This is a genomic window from Methanocaldococcus jannaschii DSM 2661, from assembly GCF_000091665.1.
Taxonomy (GTDB): Archaea; AGJL01; Methanococci; order Methanococcales; family Methanocaldococcaceae; genus Methanocaldococcus; species Methanocaldococcus jannaschii.
In genome coordinates this window covers 1,443,155-1,461,573 of sequence record NC_000909.1, presented here as the reverse complement: position 1 = coordinate 1,461,573, position 18,419 = coordinate 1,443,155, and the positions used below count along the sequence as shown (strand labels likewise).

At 31.1% G+C, this 18,419-nt stretch carries 18 protein-coding genes and 1 CRISPR repeat array; of the genes, 4 read left to right on the top strand and 14 right to left on the bottom strand.

Going from position 1 to position 18,419, the window contains the following annotated elements; genetic code table 11:
* Nucleotides 1-82: 82 nt before the first annotated feature.
* Both MJ_RS07955 and MJ_RS07950 read right to left on the bottom strand, forming a co-directional pair.
* The gene (locus tag MJ_RS07955; protein WP_010871010.1) at nucleotides 83-1,264 is read right to left on the bottom strand and encodes an NAD(P)-binding protein; all 1,182 of its coding nucleotides are present in this window, start codon (nucleotides 1,262-1,264) and stop codon (nucleotides 83-85) included.
* 18 nt (nucleotides 1,265-1,282) lie between these two features.
* Nucleotides 1,283-2,563 (bottom strand): TIGR04013 family B12-binding domain/radical SAM domain-containing protein, encoded by a 1,281-nt coding sequence (locus tag MJ_RS07950; RefSeq protein WP_010871009.1) that lies wholly within the window; start codon nucleotides 2,561-2,563, stop codon nucleotides 1,283-1,285.
* A 121-nt stretch (nucleotides 2,564-2,684) separates the two neighbouring features.
* Between MJ_RS07950 and purT the strand changes: the two genes are divergently transcribed.
* Nucleotides 2,685-3,854, top strand: coding sequence for a phosphoribosylglycinamide formyltransferase 2 (gene purT, locus MJ_RS07945; protein ID WP_064496844.1), 1,170 nt, complete (start codon nucleotides 2,685-2,687; stop codon nucleotides 3,852-3,854).
* 384 nt (nucleotides 3,855-4,238) lie between these two features.
* Nucleotides 4,239-4,707: direct repeats of the CRISPR family, unit length 30 nt; unit sequence GTTAAAATCAGACCTCTTGGAGGATGGAAA.
* 220 nt (nucleotides 4,708-4,927) lie between these two features.
* Here the strand turns inward: purT and MJ_RS07940 are convergent.
* From MJ_RS07940 to MJ_RS07915, 6 genes are read right to left on the bottom strand one after another with little or no spacing between them, the layout of a single operon-like run.
* A complete protein-coding gene (locus tag MJ_RS07940; protein ID WP_010871007.1) occupies nucleotides 4,928-6,352 on the bottom strand; it encodes a TrkH family potassium uptake protein in 1,425 nt (474 codons plus the stop codon).
* 6 nt (nucleotides 6,353-6,358) lie between these two features.
* Entirely contained in the window at nucleotides 6,359-6,811 is a 453-nt protein-coding gene (locus MJ_RS07935) for a hypothetical protein (RefSeq protein WP_010871006.1), read from the bottom strand.
* A complete protein-coding gene (locus MJ_RS07930) occupies nucleotides 6,793-7,242 on the bottom strand; it encodes a hypothetical protein (RefSeq protein WP_064496843.1) in 450 nt (149 codons plus the stop codon). The genes MJ_RS07935 and MJ_RS07930 overlap by 19 nt, the downstream gene beginning before the upstream one ends.
* Before the next feature lie 16 nt (nucleotides 7,243-7,258).
* A complete protein-coding gene (locus MJ_RS07925) occupies nucleotides 7,259-8,188 on the bottom strand; it encodes a 2-phosphoglycerate kinase (protein ID WP_010871004.1) in 930 nt (309 codons plus the stop codon).
* A gap of 14 nt (nucleotides 8,189-8,202) precedes the next feature.
* Nucleotides 8,203-8,844 (bottom strand): DUF2100 domain-containing protein, encoded by a 642-nt coding sequence (locus MJ_RS07920; RefSeq protein WP_010871003.1) that lies wholly within the window; start codon nucleotides 8,842-8,844, stop codon nucleotides 8,203-8,205.
* Nucleotides 8,845-8,855: 11 nt separating this feature from the next.
* Nucleotides 8,856-10,127: an ornithine cyclodeaminase gene (locus MJ_RS07915; RefSeq protein WP_010871002.1), complete on the bottom strand. Its 1,272-nt coding sequence runs from the start codon at nucleotides 10,125-10,127 to the stop codon at nucleotides 8,856-8,858.
* A 134-nt stretch (nucleotides 10,128-10,261) separates the two neighbouring features.
* Here MJ_RS07915 and MJ_RS07910 point away from each other — a divergent pair, with 134 nt between their 5' ends.
* Nucleotides 10,262-10,576 carry a CxxCxxCC domain-containing protein gene (locus MJ_RS07910; RefSeq protein WP_064496842.1) on the top strand — a complete coding sequence of 105 codons (315 nt, stop codon included), beginning with the start codon at nucleotides 10,262-10,264 and terminating at the stop codon, nucleotides 10,574-10,576.
* Here MJ_RS07910 and MJ_RS07905 read toward each other — a convergent pair.
* A complete protein-coding gene (locus MJ_RS07905) occupies nucleotides 10,573-11,871 on the bottom strand; it encodes a pyridoxal phosphate-dependent aminotransferase (protein WP_010871000.1) in 1,299 nt (432 codons plus the stop codon). The genes MJ_RS07910 and MJ_RS07905 overlap by 4 nt on opposite strands.
* 271 nt (nucleotides 11,872-12,142) lie before the next feature.
* Between MJ_RS07905 and ttuA the strand changes: the two genes are divergently transcribed.
* Nucleotides 12,143-13,042, top strand: a complete 900-nt coding sequence (gene ttuA / locus MJ_RS07900; protein ID WP_064496841.1) for a tRNA-5-methyluridine(54) 2-sulfurtransferase — start codon at nucleotides 12,143-12,145, stop codon at nucleotides 13,040-13,042.
* On the opposite strand, the gene MJ_RS07895 is transcribed toward ttuA, so the two are convergent.
* The 4 genes from MJ_RS07895 to MJ_RS07880 all read right to left on the bottom strand — a co-directional run bounded on the left by MJ_RS07895 (nucleotide 13,039) and on the right by MJ_RS07880 (nucleotide 15,772).
* Nucleotides 13,039-14,049 carry an MJ1477/TM1410 family putative glycoside hydrolase gene (locus MJ_RS07895; protein WP_244409416.1) on the bottom strand — a complete coding sequence of 337 codons (1,011 nt, stop codon included), beginning with the start codon at nucleotides 14,047-14,049 and terminating at the stop codon, nucleotides 13,039-13,041. The genes ttuA and MJ_RS07895 overlap by 4 nt on opposite strands.
* A 16-nt stretch (nucleotides 14,050-14,065) precedes the next feature.
* Nucleotides 14,066-14,749, bottom strand: a complete 684-nt coding sequence (locus MJ_RS07890) for a TrmJ/YjtD family RNA methyltransferase (RefSeq protein ID WP_064496840.1) — start codon at nucleotides 14,747-14,749, stop codon at nucleotides 14,066-14,068.
* A 5-nt stretch (nucleotides 14,750-14,754) separates the two neighbouring features.
* Nucleotides 14,755-15,132, bottom strand: coding sequence for a DUF1699 family protein (locus MJ_RS07885; protein WP_010870996.1), 378 nt, complete (start codon nucleotides 15,130-15,132; stop codon nucleotides 14,755-14,757).
* 136 nt (nucleotides 15,133-15,268) lie between these two features.
* On the bottom strand, nucleotides 15,269-15,772 hold the full coding sequence (locus MJ_RS07880; RefSeq protein ID WP_064496839.1) for a type II toxin-antitoxin system VapC family toxin: 504 nt from the start codon (nucleotides 15,770-15,772) through the stop codon (nucleotides 15,269-15,271).
* A gap of 80 nt (nucleotides 15,773-15,852) precedes the next feature.
* Between MJ_RS07880 and MJ_RS07875 the strand changes: the two genes are divergently transcribed.
* Complete coding sequence (locus MJ_RS07875; RefSeq protein ID WP_064496838.1) at nucleotides 15,853-16,779, top strand: methionine synthase; 927 nt, start codon at nucleotides 15,853-15,855, stop codon at nucleotides 16,777-16,779.
* Here the strand turns inward: MJ_RS07875 and MJ_RS07870 are convergent, their stop codons facing one another.
* Nucleotides 16,780-18,414, bottom strand: a complete 1,635-nt coding sequence (locus tag MJ_RS07870; protein ID WP_010870993.1) for a DUF2341 domain-containing protein — start codon at nucleotides 18,412-18,414, stop codon at nucleotides 16,780-16,782. It lies immediately after the preceding gene.
* Nucleotides 18,415-18,419 lie beyond the last annotated feature (5 nt).

Below are 18,419 nucleotides of genomic sequence, written 5' to 3'. Positions count from 1 at the left end.
AAAACGAAAAATAGTTGAAATTTTGCTTTTAATCTTAATTATATTATTTAGTAGTTGTTCTATTTATCTATTCTGTCATTTATTATAAACTATTTATATAATTAACAACCTTTAAAACTCCCATGGCTATTCCTTCAACCTCAATTCCACCCCTTCCTTTAGCTCCATCTCCAACTAAATAAAATCTATCATTAACAATATTGTCAATATCAGTTCCATTAGATGCATGATTTACAGGCCAATCATCCCTATATGACTGAATATGCAATATTTTGTAGTCTTTTCCTTTAAAGAGGTTTTCAATATCCTCTAATCCCAAATCAATTTCCTTTTTTACATTGTTGGTTAGCTGTGTTTGATGAGTCATAACTAAATGCCATCCTTCAGGAGCTAAGGATTTATCTACATTAGTTACTTGGTTTAAGCCGTTTATCCTCTCACATTCTGGGGTAAAGAGAACACCACCATGTTTTATAATTCCTTCTTTTGTGGCTATGCTTATCTTTATTCCTTTAGATGGCTTTGGCTTTGATTTCAAAAATTTTATATTGCATATTTTCTGGGTTTCAATTGGAGAGATGTTGCTTATAACAACATCGAATTCATAGTCATCAATATAAGCTTTTTCATCAATCTCAATCCTTTTAACTTCATATTCCTTAATAATTTTTCCATTGTTCTTTTTAATAATCCTCGAAAGTTCATCAGTAACTGCCTTACATCCACCTATTGGTATTCCAGGTCCTCCAAATTTGTGGTAGTTTTTAGCTATCTCTATAATTTCACTCATAGGTGTTTCATAAGCTGTTAAACTCAAAGCCCATCCAGTAAATGCATTTCCAACCTTTAAAGCTAAATCAATCTCTTCTAAAAACTCTCCAAATGAGATATTTTTATCAACTTTTCCCAACTTTAATTTTGTAGCTAATTTAAATGCTTTTGCCTTTTCTTTAAAACCTAAGAGTGAAAACAGCTCTTTATATAAATACTCCTTCCCATTAATTAAAAATGTTCCATCTGGTTTTGAGTTTATTATTTTTACATTAGCTCCAGCCTTTCTTAAAGCTTGGGCTAAATAGCCATCATTTCCGTGTGGTATCATGTGTAAAGCTCCTGTTGTTAGTTGAAAGCCCTCATACTTCAAGTTTGTAAATCTCCCTCCTAAGAATGGAAGTTTTTCAAATACAACAACTTCATGATTCTTAGATAACAATGCTCCAGCTAATAATCCACCTAATCCGGCTCCAACAATACCAATTCTCATAATATCTCCCTTATTTGTTTATAATTTCCCAGTTTTTAAATATTTTGATATCTTTTGAGCAATTATTTCCTGATTATGCCATGTTCCGTGAAATATACCCTTAGGAATCTCATACCTCATAGCTCTTATTATCTTTTTATCAACTTTCCCAGGATTTGCCTTAGCAAAGGGTGTTTGTGGTAAAGGCATAAAAGTATGAGCATGTATTTTAGCACCCATTTTTATTAAATCCTTCATAACCTTTATTGTCTTTTCTACATCTTCCTCAGTTTCTCCAGGCAAACCAAAAATAAAATCTACATCTACTCCAAGTCCAGCTTTTCTCGCTACTCTTACAGCGTTATAGACATCTTCAACCGTATGTCCCCTATGGCATAGTTCTAATACTTTTTCACTACCAGATTGAGCACCAATAACTAAATTCTTATTATCAGCATATCTTAAAATTAAATCTACCGTCTCAATATTCACATGCTCTGGTCTAACTTCAGAGGGAAATGTTCCAAAAAATATCCTTCCATTATTACCTAAAATTTCTCTAATACTTTCTAATAGTTTTTCAATTTTATCAATATTTAATGTTTTTCCGTCTTTAGAACCATAGCCAAAGGCATTTGGAGTTATAAACCTTATATCTTTCAAATTCCTTTCAGCCATTATTTCAACATATTTATATATATTTTCAACATCCCTATGCCTTATCTTTTTTCCAAAGATTCTTGGTGTTTGACAGAAATAGCATTTGTAAGGACAACCTCTCGTTATCTCTATATGTCCAAATTTATTATGCTTTACAGGAAATGGTGGATACTTATTTAAATCAACAGGTTTTCTTCTTCCAGTGTAAATAAATTCATTATCATTTAAATAGGCAATACCTTTAACTTTTTTATAATCCTCATCTTCATTAACCGCCTTTATAAATTCTGGAAACGTCTCTTCTCCCTCTCCAATGCAAACAACATCAAATCCCAATTTTAACGTTCCTTTTGGGTCACCTGTTGGATGAGGTCCTCCAGCTAAATAAATAATTTTATTCCTATAACTTTGATATTTAGCTTTTAATTCATTAATTAATTCATAAGTTTTCCAGAGTTCAGTTGTAAAGAAAGATATGGCAATAACAACCTTGTCATATTTTTTTAAAACTTCCTTTAAATTAAAAATATCTTTTTTATTGGCAAAATATATTGGGAGGTTATCAAAATATTCATCAATCTCTAAAGCTCCAATCAATGCATTGAAACTGTTTTTATGTAGTTTTGTATAATAAACTACCAAAGCGGTGTTTTCTTCCATATTGCTCCCTAAACAATATTTATCTCAAATGAGATAATTAACAAAAAACTATATTAATGATTCCTTTAAAAGCTAAAGTATAGAATAAAATTTTAATGCTAAAAATTTTTTGGTGAAATTTATGGCAATTGGGACACCTCTTTTGAAAGGAAGTATAAAATTTTTGTTGTTAGGAAGTGGAGAGTTAGGGAAAGAAGTTGTTATTGAAGCTCAGAGATTGGGAATTGAGTGTATAGCTGTTGATAGGTATCAAAACGCCCCAGCTATGCAGGTTGCTCACAAGAGCTATGTTATTGATATGAAAGATTACGATGCATTGATGGCAATTATTGAGAGGGAAGAGCCAGATTATATTGTTCCTGAAATTGAAGCAATAAATACAGATGCATTAATAGATGCTGAAAAAATGGGTTATACTGTTATTCCTACAGCTGAAGCTACAAAGATAACTATGAATAGGGAGTTAATAAGAAGATTGGCAGCTGAAAAATTAGGATTAAAAACTGCTAAGTATGAATTTGCAGATTCTTTAGAAGAGTTGAGAGATGCCGTAGAAAAACTTGGCTTGCCTTGTGTAGTTAAGCCAATTATGTCTTCATCTGGAAAGGGGCAGAGTGTAGTTAGAAGTGAAGAGGATATAGAGAAAGCTTGGAAGATAGCTAAAGAAGGAGCAAGAGGAATAGGAAATAGGGTTATTGTTGAAGAATTTATAAACTTTGATTATGAGATAACCTTATTAACCGCAAGAACTGCTGAAGGAACTAAGTTTTGTGAGCCAATAGGTCATGTCCAAATAGATGGAGATTATCATGAAAGCTGGCAACCTCATAATATGTCTGCTGAATTAAAAGAACAAGCTCAAGATATAGCTAAGAAGGTTACCGATGCTTTAGGTGGTTATGGAATCTTTGGTGTTGAGTTGTTTGTTAAAGGGGATGAGGTTATATTTAGTGAAGTTTCACCAAGACCTCATGATACAGGAATGGTTACAATGATAACTCAAGAAATGAGTGAGTTTGAAATTCATGTTAGGGCTATTTTAGGTTTGCCAGTATCAACAAAACTTATTCACCCAGGGGCAAGCCATGTAATAAAGGCAGAGATAAATAAATATGCTCCAAAGTATCATATAGAGGATGCTTTAAAAGTTCCAAATACTAAGTTGAGATTGTTTGGAAAGCCAAATGCAAAGGTTGGTAGAAGAATGGGAGTTGCTTTAGCTTATGCCGATTCTGTAGAGAAGGCAAGGGAATTGGCTGAAAAATGTGCTCATGCAGTTAGAATTGAATGATTGGATATTTAGATAATATTTGTCTTGTTGAAAAAATTTAAATCTATGTTTAATTAGCTTATAAAATCTATTTCTTCATTTGAGAATTTTTTATTTAATTTCTAAGGGTTTGCTGGTTTGATTATTTAGAATATTTGAGTTTATTAAATTATTTAGATTTTTAAAAATTGAGATTAATTAGGTAAGTAAATAAGATTTCTCTAACTAATAAGTTAAATTTTTGAATTTAAGGAGATAAAAATGCTTAGTTTTAGTAAAGAGATAAAATTTTAAATACTAAAAGGTTTATATTGTAAGATGGTTATTTATCCTTAGAAAAATATGGTATAGAAAAGCTTAAATATTAAGAGTGATGAAATATATTATGTTGTGAATGATTGCCCTGTTAAAATCAGACCTCTTGGAGGATGGAAATTTAAATGCTTTTACTAAATATTTTGTTAAATAATTCGTGTTAAAATCAGACCTCTTGGAGGATGGAAATACAAGTATATTATAAGTGTATTGGTAGTATATAAATTTTTGTTAAAATCAGACCTCTTGGAGGATGGAAATCTGTTTTATCAATTTTTCAGCTTCATCTGGTGTTATTATGAATAATGTTAAAATCAGACCTCTTGGAGGATGGAAATCTGCCCGCTCTTACCTTTCACGGCAATATAAGCATTAAACGGTTAAAATCAGACCTCTTGGAGGATGGAAACGTTAAACAATCTGCTATGATAATCATAACTAAATTCATTTGTTAAAATCAGACCTCTTGGAGGATGGAAACGAAGTATCTTCATTTACTATTACTAATTGATAACCTTGTGCATCTTTAGTTAAAATCAGACCTCTTGGAGGATGGAAACTTATCTCCTCCATTTTTATCTGTAAAAATTTTATTAAAATTAAAATAATTAAAATAAGACCGTTTCGGAATGGAAATATAATTTAACTAAAAACTTGTATGCAACTGCAACGTCATTTATTATTAAAATAAGACCGTTTCGGAATGGAGATTAGCAGTTTTGTCAGCTATTCATATATAAAATAAAAATCTTTTGAAGATTTAGACTTAAACATTTAGTTTATTTTTTTAAAAGTCTCAGAGTTTTAAAATACAAAGTAGCAAATAAAACAAGCACTGGGATAATTTCCAATCTACCAATCCACATTGCTATAATTCCAGCTATTTTTCCAATTACTGGAGTTTTTAAAGTAACTACCCCTAAAGATATGCCTATATTTGAGGTAAAAGAAACAGCATCAAATATTGAATCGTAAGGGTTATAACCTAAAGCTATAAATATTAAAGCTGTTAAGAACGAAGATAAACAGTATAAAAAGAATACAACAAATGCTTCCCTAATTATTCTATAATTTAAGTCCATATCATCAAGATGTTCATGAATCACTGCTGATTTTGGATAAATAATTTCTTTTATTTCATATAAAAGTGCCTTCAGTATAACTAAAAATCTAATTATCTTAACCCCTCCAGTTGTTGTCCCTGCCCCTCCACCAATTAGCATTAAAAAAATTATCAAAAATAGGGATAAGGATGAGAGATTACCTACATTTATAGTTGTGAATCCAGTTGATGTCATTGCTGAAACTACTGTAAAGAGAGAATCTATTATTGGAACTTTATCCTTTATTGAGATGATAATTGAAATAAAGGCAGTAACAATTAATGCATACTTTGTTTGAATGTCATTAAAATACTTGCCCGTTAGTAATTTGTGATGTATTGAAAATGACATAACTCCTCCAACCATCATTATGCCAATCATAACAATTTTTGCAAAATCGTTGTATGGAAAGCTATAATTGCTTATACTCATTCCTCCAGTAGATATTCCAGTCATGGTTAAATTTAAAGCATCCCAAAAACTTAATCCAGATAAATATAACAAAAGAACCCCTAAAATAGTGTATAAAATATAAATCCAGATAATAGTTTTTATTGTTCCTATAGCACTTGGCATTATCCTCTCTTGTCTCGCCTCAGATGTATATAAAAGATAAGCAACAGTTCCAGACCTTGCTAAGACAAGAGCTGATAAAACCAATATTCCAACTCCACCAATCCACTGCTGAAAACTCCTCCAAAATAAAATAGATTTTGGTAAAACCTCAACATTAGGAATAAGAGTCATTCCAGTTGTTGTCCAGGCAGACATGCTTTCATAAACTGCATCAACATAAGAAAAATAATCTATAGATAAATATAAAGGAATGGCCCCTATAAATGAAGCTATAAGCCAAGCCAATGCAGAGGCAACCATGGTATGATGTAGTTTTAAATTTTTTGGTTTAGTAGCTCTCTTTAAAACAAATCCAAAAATAGAAAAAAATAAACCTGGAATTAAAAAATTTAAAAAGGTGTTTTCATTGTAATAAACTGACACTATACATGGAACTAATGTAAATATTCCAATAATTTGTATAATCCCCCCTAAAATATGTAAAATTCCTTCAATGTCTTTTTTTGTTAATCTACAGATTCCCATAATTCTCTAACCCATAGAAACATTTACCTCGAAAAGTTTAATATCTTTTGTATGCTCCTTAATTAAAACAACATCCTTATCATACATTTCTACCGAATAGTTTATTATCTCAGACATATTATAATATTTAAGCTTTGGATTTTTATCAATGTAAGATTTGTTTCCATATTCTTTGAGCATTTTGTTATAAAACTTATCTGCTAAACTTTCATTTTTAAATATCCAAAAATTGGTTATAATTACTTCATTTTTACCAAAATATTTTTTGCACTCTCCTTTAAAATATATGCTGTTGTTATTAATATAATCAACACGTGAAATTCCCCCTATTCTAAAAAATCCGTTGCTATTGGACTCATAATAACTCTTTGTATTCTCCTTAAGTATTTTATAAACCTTATCTCTCAAGGTTTTATTGGAAAATAAGGATGCATTATATTTTATTGTAAATATCTCCATCTAATCCCAGAAATATCATTCGCTTTAATTATTAAGTTATTTCCAACAATAATATATCTGTCAGAGAGTGCTTTTTCATTTTTGTAATAATAAACGCCCCTACAACTTTCAACAGAGTAGCCATTTTCTATAAGTTCTTTTAAGATTTCTGTTTCATTGAAATCTCCTTTTTCTATTACTACTGCATCACTACCTATTATAACAGTTTCTATATTGTTGATGTTCCGTTCCCAATCAAATCCGTCTTTTTCATAATAGAATCTATCACAAACTTCTGGAACAAAAGTTAATATATTTTCATCTCCAAAGTCATTTATTGTGCTTTTGTTTATCTCTACCTTTTTAAAACTAAAATTTGATGAGCTAAAGTAGATTCCAAAAATTATAATTAAAGAAATCAAAAAAACAATAACCGAAAGAGTTTTGTCCATATTAATCAACTCCAGCCTATAATCCCTCTTCTAACATATCTTCCTCACTCAGCCCTTCTAACTCAATCATCGTTTTCAATCTTTCGGTAATTATATTCAAACATTTATCAACAGTCTCACTAATCTTTATATTCTCAACCACTGGAATTCCCTTCTTTTTTGCAGTTTCAACCATGTAATCGTTTATCATTCTAATGATTTTAAAGTATTTTAAATACCTCTCAGTAGGTCTGCTTGAAACTCTTCCCCTTGCGTAGAATCTCATTTTATGCAACTCTTCATTGTAGATTGTTAGCATAATAAAAACTACATGGGAATTTTCTAAATATTTATCTTTTAAAAGTGTTGGGACTAAGTGAGTTCCTTCGATAATTACACTCTGCCCCTCAACTAAGCATCTATCTATAACTCCTTCCACTCCAGTTAATACTGCCTCAGAATGCCTCTCAAACCCTTTAATGTATTTATTGCCCTCATCATCTCTCAAAACCTTCCAAGCTGTATAACTTGATTCGTAAAGTGTAGGGATTAAATCTCTTGATATAACCTTTCTCATAACTTCCCTTATAGAATCAGTTCCAATAACGCTTGGAATACCCAATCTTGAAGCTATCTCAAAGGCAATAGTTGAAGTTCCAACACCACTCGCTCCACCAATTAAGATAACTATCGGTCTTCTTCCTAAAACCATTCTCCATAGTAGATATTTTTTAGCAACTTCATCGTAATTTTTTGAAATTAAGTAATAATAAACTCTCCTCCTCAAATCAGCCTTATCTATAACTCTGATATTTTCCTTTTTTAACATCTCGTATATATCCCAGGCTATTCTATAGGCAATACTTGGTTTTAATCCAGCGGCTGTTAAAGACCTTGCCAAAATACCCTTTGAAAATGGCATCTCATAGGATTTTCCCCTCACAATAATATCATTCTGCAAATCCATTATTCCACCGAAATTTAATCTAAAATTTCATCAGCATCCAATTTTTCAGCATTATAAAGATTTTTAGCCCTCAAATAGAGAAGTTCATCTTTATCATCCTCAACCACAACAAAAATTTTTTCTGGTTTGTATTTTTCTATAAATCTCTCAACATTCTTTCGTGCTATCTCAACCTTTTTCTTTAATCCTTCTAATGCTTTTTCTGGAACGCCTATAGCTCTCATATCTTCAATATCTAACATTCCCTCAGTGCATACAACTTTTAAATTAGGATTTTTGTTTTTAAGCTTTTTAAATAACTTTTTATTTGAGACAATGTATAATGCACCTTCATCTATTTCTTTTTCTTCAAATTCAAACCCAAAGTTAGCTAAGATTTTATTTAAATGTTCTTGGCATTTTATAATCAATTTACAGAACTCTTTAGCTTCCTCTTCATTCAACTCATGCTTTGGGGCTTTTTTATATAAGAAGTCATCTGCCTCAATCAACAAATAAATAGCTTTTTTAAATTCATTGACATCTATCTTCCCTGGCTTTGCATCTTTGTAGGATATTTTTTTATCATCCTTTTCTACTCTTATTTTAGCTTTTTTTAGTTGGGAAATAGTTGAAATTCCCTTTCTTATCAAATCCTTTGAATATTCAACTCTCATCTTCTCCTCCTCTATTCTTCTCTCTTTTCAGATTTTTCCTTTTCTTTCTCTAATTTTTCCAACTCCTCAACAAGCATTGGTAAAAAGACACCAACATCAGTAACTATCCCCAAAGCTTGTGATGTCCCTCTATCCATTAACTTTGTTACAACCGCTGGATTTATATCAACGCAGATGGTTTTAACCCATGAAGGTAATAAATTACCTGTAGCTATTGAGTGTAGCATAGTAGAAAGCATTAGAACCATATCCTTTCCTTTTAAAAGCTCTCTCATTTTTTCCTGAGCTTTAACAACATCTGTAATAACATCTGGTAATGGGCCATCATCCCTGATACTTCCAGCTAAAACATAAGGAATGTTGTTTTTTATACACTCATACATAACTCCTTCCTTTAAAATTCCCTGCTCTACAGCATCTTTTATGCTTCCAGCCCTCATTATTGTATTTATAGCCCTTAAATGATGACTATGCCCTCCTGGAACGCTCTTTCCAGTCTTTAAATCAACTCCTAAAGATGTCCCATATAAAACGCTCTCTATGTCATGAGTAGCTAAGGCATTTCCAGCAAATAGTGCTTGAACATACCCCATCCTAATAAGCTTAGCTAAAGCCCATCCAGCTCCAGTGTGAATTATAGCCGGACCTCCAACAACTACAATTCCTCCTTTACCTGTCTTTCTATATTTTTCTCTAATCTCATACATCTCCTTAGCTATTCTTCTAATAATTGTTTCTTTAGGCTTTTCTGAGGAGGCATCTGATTTCATAAACTCAAATAACCCCCCTCCTTCTCTTGGTTTTTCTGGAGGGATGACTCTAACCCCTTTATGCCCAACAACAACTAAATCTCCTTTTTTGATATTTCTTATTGTCTTTACTTCAGCCCTCATTTCATCTGGATAAACAACGATAGCTCCGTCCATTTTTTGGTTTTCAACCTCTATCCATTTGCCTTTGAACCTAATAAATGTTTTATGATTGGTTGTTGAATAAAAGCCCTCTGGTAAGACCATATCCTTCTCAGCTGGCTGTAACTCAACCTCTTCAATCTCTGGAATCTCAGCTCCTAAATCCCTCAACTCATTCAATATTTCATCTACATGCCTTTCATCTCTACCAATAACCAATATCTTTGCATAACTTGGGTCTGTTTTTCTCTTCCCAATCTCAAACTCTAAAACTTTATAATCTCCGCCCATATCTAAGATTTTATCAAAAACCTTAGGCAGGATTAAGCTGTCAATAATATGCCCTCTCAATTCAATTTCTCTCATGAACATAAAAATCCCCCAATAAATGTTATCTTAGGATTAATTAACGATGATGAAGTATTTAACAATTGTCATCAAAACCTTTATATACTATTTTGACAGTTTTTAATCCAATTTTTATCTACTTTACAAAGAGGGATAATTTGCATACATTAAGATTTAAAAAAGATAGAGCGATAAAAATAAGTGAAGAGCTATTTCCTGATGAGTTATGTGAGAGATGTGGAAGATGTTGCATTTTACACGCTTACAAAACTGAAGATGGAATTAAAACAATATATTGTGAGCATTTAGACCCAGAAACAAAATTATGTAAAGTTTATAAAGATAGGTTTAAACATAGATGCTTAACTGTAATGGAAGGAATCTTAGCTGGTGTTTTTCCAAAAGACTGCCCCTATGTTAAAAATTTAAAAAATTATGAAGAGCCATGGTTTTATAGGCATTTGAGAGATTAGGTCTTTAAAAATTCATCTATTTTTTCAGCTAATGTGTCAAATATCCATTCAAACTTTTCGTCATCTCTCTCTAACAATGTAACTCTAAATCCGTTAAGTTGAGAGCAGAATGAGGTTAGAGGAACTACACAGATTCCAGTAGATGCTAAGAGATAATAAACAAATTTCTTATCTATAGATGCATCTTTTATTTGGTGTTCTATAAATTCCTTCAATTTCTCATTCTCTATTTTTATTGAATTGTTTCCATTTAAATAGTTATCTTCAAATACAACAGACATATAGAAAGCTCCATTGGCTTTATTTGCTATAACACCATCTAAATCTTTTAGTTTTTTGTAGGCTGTGTTTGACCTTTTTTCAAAGAACCTATTCCTCTCCTCTAAGTATTTTTTGTAATTTCTATGCCCCATAATTCTTGGAATAGCCATTTGTGGCAATGTAGTGGAGCAAACCTCTATCAATTTGGCTTTATAAATACTCTCAACGTATTTTTTAAATTCTTCATCCTTATCGGCATTGTAAATTTCAATCCATCCACATCTTGCCCCTGGCCATGGAAGTTCTTTTGATATACCCTTTAAAGATAAACCGCAGACATCATCTATAACCTCACATAGTAAATGCTGTTTTTTCCCATTATATACTAAGTTACAGTATATTTCATCACAAATAATAAATAAATCATATTCATTGGCTAAATCAACAATCTCATTTAAGATTTTTTTTGGATATACTGCTCCAGTTGGGTTGTCAGGATTTATAACCAAAATTCCACTAACTGCTGGGTTGTATTTAATCCTCTTCTCCAAATCATCAATGTCTGGATACCAGTAGTTGTAAGGGTCTAAGAAGTAAGTTACTGGAGGAGAGCCAGCATGGGATGCCTCTGCAGAAGAATGGGTTGAGTATGATGGGGATGGGTTTATAACTCTAACCTGCCTCTTCAATAAACCATAAATCTTTGCAATGGCATCTCCTAAGCCGTTAAAGAATATGATGTCTTCAGCAGTTATCTGAACTCCTCCTCTTTTATTTACTTGTTCGGCTAAAAATTCTCGTGTTTCTAATAAACCTTTAGTAGGACAGTAGGCATAAGAACAGTCGTTTTTAACAATCTCTGCTATAATATCTTTAATCCAATCTGGAATTTTTTCCCCTTTAGCCACTGGGTCTCCTATGTTTTCCCATGTTATGTTTATTCCAAACTCTTCTATTTTTTTAGCTACATCTACAATCTCCCTAATTTCATAACTCAATTCTTTAGCCCCTACATCTATTATAGGATTCCTCATGTTTTCATCTCAAAATGGAACTCTATTTTGTATGACACTTTTGTGTAATTTACCATTATCCCAGTAGTATATAAACTTTACTCTTAAAATAGAGTTCTATTTTTTTATATGTTTGAAGTGTTATATATCGAATACTTATAGTGCGTTACAAAAAACTTACTATAGAAAAGGCACTTATAAAACCAAAGACTTTTATATTCTTACCTTAAAAATTGCAGTTAATTTTGAAAAGCACGATAAACGATAATTCCCTAAATATATGGTGAAAACAATGAAATGCAAATTTTGTGATAAAAAGAGTTATATAAAGCTCAAATCACCAAAGATGTATCTATGCAAAGAGCATTTTGTTGAATATTTTGAAAATAAGGTTAAAAAATCAATAGATAAGTATAAAATGCTAAGTAAAGATGAAAAAATCTTAGTTGCTGTTTCTGGAGGTAAGGATGGGCATGCAGCTGCATGGGTTTTGAAAAAACTCGGCTATAATATTGAGTTATTCCACATAAATTTAGGGATTGAGGGATTTTCTGAAGAATCTTTAAAGGCTGTAAAGGAGTTGGCTGAAAAATTGGAAGTTCCTTTGCATGTTGTTAATTTAAAAGACATTACTGGAAAGACAATGGAGGATATTAGAGGTAAGAAATGCTCTATATGTGGAACAACTAAAAGATATTTAATGAACAAGTTTGGTTATGAAAATGGATTTGATGTCATCGTTACTGGGCATAATTTGGATGATGAAGTTTCCTTTATTTTAAACAACTTATTCAATTGGAATATTAGATATTTAGCTAAGCATGAGCCAGTTCTTCCAGCTCATGATAAATTTTTAAAGAAGGTTAAGATATTCTTTGAAATTGAGGAAGAGTTAATTTTAAAGTATGCTGAAGCTGAAGAAATCCCATATACAACCGTTGAATGCAAATATGCTGAGAGAGCTATAACCTTAAAGCATAGAGCTTATTTAAATGAGTTAGAAAAGGAAAGGCCAGGTATAAAGTATCAATTCCTATCTGGCTATATGAAAAATAGGCATCTGTTTAAAGTTGAGGAAGAGGATTTCCAATTTAGAGAGTGTGAGGTTTGTGGAATGACATCTGCTGGAAAAATCTGCTCATTCTGTAGAGTTTGGAAGCTCTATAAGAAAAAGAAAGAAAATAGAAATTAATTTATCAATTTTAGCCACCATGTATTTAGTTCGTCTAATTCTCTATCGGATTTAGCAACATAGGGGACATACCCTTTATCTAAGCTTTTATTAATAAAATCTTCAACTCTCTTCAAATTTTCATTTGTTTTTGTTCCATCATCAACATAATCAACCACTAAAACAAACTTTCCAGAATCTTTTACTTTATCCAACAATTTTATTCTTTCATTTATCTCTTCCTCTGTCTTTTGCTCTACACCATCATAAAACAAATCTTCAACAGCCCATCCAGAAACTGTATTTAATAACTTTCCATGTTTATCGTACTCCAATAATCTTTCACCATTTTGTGGAATTATTATAAAGCTGTTGTTAGTTTTGTTTCTGCAGTAGTTTGATATCTCAACAATAAATTTAATCATCTCCTTTGCTGTAAAATCTTCATCATAGCCATTTTCTGCCCAGTATTCGAACTCATCAACCTTATCTAAATAAACTCCACAGAATCCTTGCTGAATAATTTTATCTAAATAGCTAAAAATTATTTTCTTCCATTCTGGATGCCAATATTTCACAGCATAACAGCCCTCCCATTCTGGGTTTTCATCTCCTAACCACTTTGGAGGATTTTTTAGCCATTCATTGTCCCAATAGAACCTATAATCTTCAGCCTCTCCAATGCTGATATAGGCAATAGGTATTTTTCCAGCTTTTTTAAGCTTTTCTATCTCTTCTTCACTATATTTTCCATTTTCAGTCCCATCTTTTGAATAATCTATAACAATTAAAGTAAAGTTTGAGTTTGCTATTTCATCAATATCTGCATTTTGAAGTTGATATGCCCATAAAAATTTTAAATTGTTAGAATTTTTGCTGATATTTGTAAGGTTTTCCGCATTTCTAATATTATTTTTAGATTTAGACATCATTTTAGGGTTATCTAAAAAAGTACTATCAAATGAAATAAAAAATCCTACAATTAAAATAATGCAAATTATTATTCCTAAAATATGGCTTTTCTTCATGTTCTTTCCCCTAATTTTATTTAAATGCACTCATTAACGTCCATGCCTCCTTTCCACTTATAAAAGCCCTATTAACCAATCTCTTAAAGATTATTTTGCAGAGTTCTTTTTTATGCTCTGGGATTTTTTCATTCTTGTCAATAAACTCATTAAATTTCCTTATCAATAGCTCTTTGTCCTCTTTTGATGCCTCTCTCATATTTATATCTAAAAATTTATTTCTAACTTTTTTTGTATAAATCTCATATAAAATAACTGCAACAGCATGAGATAGGTTCATAATTGGATACTTTTCAGATGTTGGTATTGAAACTAACAAATCACATTTATCTATCTCTTCATTTCTCAATCCATCATCTTCCCTACCAAAGACAATCCCAATGTTTCCCTTAACCTCTAAGATTTTATCTGCCAACTCTTTTGGTGTTATTGGAACTCTCTTTAAATTTCTATCTCCTCCTCTTGCTCCTGAAGTGGCAATAACAAAATCTAAATCCCCTATAGCTTCATCAAAGGTGTTGTAGAATTTGGCATTGTCTAAAATCTCTCTTGCATGGACTGCCATCATATAGGCTTCATTATTTATTATGCTTTTATCTCCAACTATTCTAAGCTCTTCAAATCCAAAATTCATCATAACCCTTGCTATACTACCAACATTTCCACTGTATTTTGGATTAACTAAGATGACAGAAATCATTATTATCACTGTTTTTCCTTCTTTTTCAGCTTATAATAATGGTACTCAACGGTTTTTATATTAATCCCAGTAATTTCAGCTATTTCTTTAGGTTTTTTATCTAAATACTTTTTAATAATCTTATCTACATTCGTAGGTCTTCCAGTCTTTGCCTTTATTGGAATAACTTCGACATCAACTCCTTCCAAAGCCTTTATAATCTTTTTTGAGCTTCTTTTATATTTTGATTTTGGTAAATATATCTTCTTTGGCTCACAACTTTCCAATAAAGCAATAGCTACATCCCTATCTAACTCTAAGTTTATATAAATCTCTTCTTCATTTTCACATTCTTTAATTTTTTCAATCAATTCTTCCTTTGTTTTTGCTATTAATTTTTTCATAATACAATCACTTACTTATTTTTTCTTCCTTTTCTTCTTTAACCTCGATTTAACCATCTTTCTCTCCATAGGGCTTCGCCCTATTGGTATACCCGGGATGCACTGCCTCGTTTCACTCGGCAGTGCCTCTTATAAGTTATTTTTTCTTCCTTTTCTTCTTTAATCTCGATTTAACCATCTTCCTCTTTAAAGGGCTACCACAAATCTCACATATATCTTCTTCATAATCTACTGGATAAAGTTTTTTACAACCTTCACAAATCTTTCTCCAAATAAAATCTTTATTTGTTGGTTCAAAAGCTATTCCCCTAACTTCAATATTTAATTTTTTAGCTACATTTTGAATGCCATAATCGTCAGTATATAATATGGCGTTTAAATTTAGAGCTAAAGCTAAGACACCAATATCTTGTTGAGACAAATTATCTCCAGTTTTTTTAACAACTTCTTCAACCTTTTTTATATACTCCCTATTAGGACTCATTATTTTTAATTTTCCAAAATCTAATGCTTGTTCAACAATAATTTTTTTTGATTCTATCTCTTCCAAAACTTCTGGGGTTGTGTAATGTTCCCCCTCCTCTATAATTGGGTTGTATCCATGAATAATAGCTGAAGCATCCAACACCTTAACCTTCATGATTCCACTCCTATAAATGTTAAATAACTGATAAGGAGATTTATTAATAATCCATAATTTATAAAATTCTGGTGGTGGCAATGATAACAACTGTAGTTGGTAGTTATCCAGTAGTTAAAAAGGAAGAAACATTCTTAGATAAGGTAAAAAAGGTATTTGGCTTGTATGATGAATATAAATATGCCATAGAGAGGGCTGTTAAAGACCAGGTTAAAGCTGGAGTTAATATTATAAGTGATGGACAGGTTAGAGGAGATATGGTTGAGATTTTCACAAACAACATGTATGGCTTTGATGGGAAGAGAGTTGTTGGTAGAGTGGAGTTTATAAAACCAATAACACTAAAAGATATTTTATACGCTAAAAGTATAGCCAAAAAACTCAATCCTAATGTTGAAATTAAAGGAATTATTACAGGGCCTTGCACTATAGCTTCATCTGTTAGAGTTGAGAGTTGTTATTCAGACAATAGAGATGAGAATCTAATTTATGATATTGCTAAAGCCCTTAGAAAGGAAGTTGAAGCATTAAAAAAGCATGTCCCAATAATACAGATTGATGAGCCGATACTATCAACTGGTATGTATGATTTTGATGTTGCAAGGAAGGCTATTGATATAATAGTTGATGGATTAAATATTAAATTTGCCATGCATGTTTGTGGGAATGTTTATAATATTATTGATGAGTTAAATAAGTTTAATGTGGATATTTTAGACCATGAATTTGCTTCAAATAAAAAAAATTTGGTGATTTTAGAAAGTATGGAAAAGAAAGTTGGCTTTGGTTGTGTAAATACAAAAGTTAAGAAAGTTGAAAGTGTTGAAGAGATAAAAAGCTTGATAGAAGAGGGAATTGAAATATTAAAAAACAATGAAAAATTGAATAAAAATTTGTCTGATAATATTTTAATAGACCCCGATTGTGGAATGAGGTTATTGCCAATAGACGTCGCTTTTAATAAGTTAAAGAATATGGTTGAAGCAACTAAATTAATAAAAATATAATTAATTTTCCTCTATAAGTGGTTTATATCCTGGCATATTTGGATAAAGCCAGTAGTCAGTTTTGTTAGTATATAATCCAATGATAGAATACGTACTATTATAGACCAATATATATTTCCCTGGTTCTCCATAGTATATAGTCCCAGTAAATGTTTTTGGTTTTTCTTCTTTATAGTCGAGATTTGGATATTCATCAACACCTATTGGAGGGACGGTAGTTGTAATATCATTTATATCTTTTAAAAATATCCAATCCACTGTAACATTAGTATTTAAATTTATAAGAGCAGTTATTGAAATTGGATAGTTATTTCCCTTATTTCCATTAGTAAATGAGTTGCTATATTCAATATCCAAAGTGTCATTAAATATTGTAAAGTTTAAGTCAGTGGTTGAAATTCTTTTTAAATCATAAATATAAAATTTATTTAAGTATTTATTTGAATTAGGAACATAATCCCCAATATCACTTCCACTGTATCCAACTCTCATATAAAGTTCTGGATTATTTCCAGTCCAATCATACATATCCCAACCCACTCCATCGTTATCGCTTAATTGTGTAAAGAATCCTATAGTTTGGGCATGGGATGGAGTAAAGTTTGCTCTAAATATTAATTCATATCTAGTTCCATAAGTTTGTTTTGTATATACGCTTGAACCTGCTCCTGCAATTACCGTTATTTTACTATTATTTATGATAAAGTATCCAACAGAATCCCATTTATCTGGGTTAAAGTAATTGAAATCATCAAAGAATATAAATGTGTGTTCTGGGTCTTGTCTATCTACCGGAGTAGTTGAATTGTAGAGTATGTATATATACCCCTGCCCATTATTGTAGTTGTAAATTTCATTTTTATTTGCTCTAACCCAAATTACTGATACATCGTTATTTCCTTCTCTCCAGGTTTGAACCCAGTAAGGTAAAAGAATAATTTTGTTACTTACTGAATCCCAGCCAATTACTCTCAGCTCTGTTGGAGATTGAGGGTTATGCATTTCACTATAGTTAAAGTTACTACTATTTAATATTATACAGAAAGTACGGTTGTAGTTATCATTTGGAAAATTATATATATTTATCTTTTTTTCATAACCCCAGGTGTAGTAAAATTTATTTAAATAGACATATGGGTCAGGAATTCTTGATAATTTTATGTCTCTGTTGATGACTATTGGCTTTAATGCGATTAACTCACCATTATTTAATTTTTTTGAATATTTTATGTCAATTTCACAATATAAATGTACTACTAATGGGTCGTATGTAGGTGAAATTTTAACAGAACTAATGTTATAGGATATATTTGAGTAGCCATAATTCACATTATTTAGTGATTCTTTCGTTTCATTTTTTATATAGCTGGTTATATACGCAACTGCCTCACTTGAAGCTGTAAAAAATTTTCGTTCTTTCATTATTTTATAGCTTGCATTTACAAAGGCATCTTCTACAATTTTATCTATATTTCTATCTATAGTATTTATTAAATTTTTTTCATATAAACTTACTTCTTTTATTTTTATTTCATCCTCTACTTCCTTTGTTTTGTAATCAATTGTTGCATAAAACACTGCAGATATCACAAACATTAGCATAACTAAAATTATCGCATTTTGAGAGAAATACATGGCAA

Coding starts and splice junctions, on each gene's coding strand:
- MJ_RS07915 (WP_010871002.1), bottom strand. CDS start 10,127: ATGTTCATGAGAGAAATTGAATTGAGAGGGCATATTATTGACAGCTTA.
- ttuA (WP_064496841.1), top strand. CDS start 12,143: ATGAAATGCAAATTTTGTGATAAAAAGAGTTATATAAAGCTCAAATCA.
- MJ_RS07935 (WP_010871006.1), bottom strand. CDS start 6,811: ATGGAGATATTTACAATAAAATATAATGCATCCTTATTTTCCAATAAA.
- purT (WP_064496844.1), top strand. CDS start 2,685: ATGGCAATTGGGACACCTCTTTTGAAAGGAAGTATAAAATTTTTGTTG.
- MJ_RS07890 (WP_064496840.1), bottom strand. CDS start 14,749: ATGATTTCTGTCATCTTAGTTAATCCAAAATACAGTGGAAATGTTGGT.
- MJ_RS07955 (WP_010871010.1), bottom strand. CDS start 1,264: ATGAGAATTGGTATTGTTGGAGCCGGATTAGGTGGATTATTAGCTGGA.
- MJ_RS07940 (WP_010871007.1), bottom strand. CDS start 6,352: ATGGGAATCTGTAGATTAACAAAAAAAGACATTGAAGGAATTTTACAT.
- MJ_RS07905 (WP_010871000.1), bottom strand. CDS start 11,871: ATGAGGAATCCTATAATAGATGTAGGGGCTAAAGAATTGAGTTATGAA.
- MJ_RS07885 (WP_010870996.1), bottom strand. CDS start 15,132: ATGAAAAAATTAATAGCAAAAACAAAGGAAGAATTGATTGAAAAAATT.
- MJ_RS07925 (WP_010871004.1), bottom strand. CDS start 8,188: ATGGATTTGCAGAATGATATTATTGTGAGGGGAAAATCCTATGAGATG.
- MJ_RS07930 (WP_064496843.1), bottom strand. CDS start 7,242: ATGGACAAAACTCTTTCGGTTATTGTTTTTTTGATTTCTTTAATTATA.
- MJ_RS07920 (WP_010871003.1), bottom strand. CDS start 8,844: ATGAGAGTTGAATATTCAAAGGATTTGATAAGAAAGGGAATTTCAACT.
- MJ_RS07895 (WP_244409416.1), bottom strand. CDS start 14,049: ATGAAGAAAAGCCATATTTTAGGAATAATAATTTGCATTATTTTAATT.
- MJ_RS07875 (WP_064496838.1), top strand. CDS start 15,853: ATGATAACAACTGTAGTTGGTAGTTATCCAGTAGTTAAAAAGGAAGAA.
- MJ_RS07880 (WP_064496839.1), bottom strand. CDS start 15,772: ATGAAGGTTAAGGTGTTGGATGCTTCAGCTATTATTCATGGATACAAC.
- MJ_RS07870 (WP_010870993.1), bottom strand. CDS start 18,414: ATGTATTTCTCTCAAAATGCGATAATTTTAGTTATGCTAATGTTTGTG.
- MJ_RS07950 (WP_010871009.1), bottom strand. CDS start 2,563: ATGGAAGAAAACACCGCTTTGGTAGTTTATTATACAAAACTACATAAA.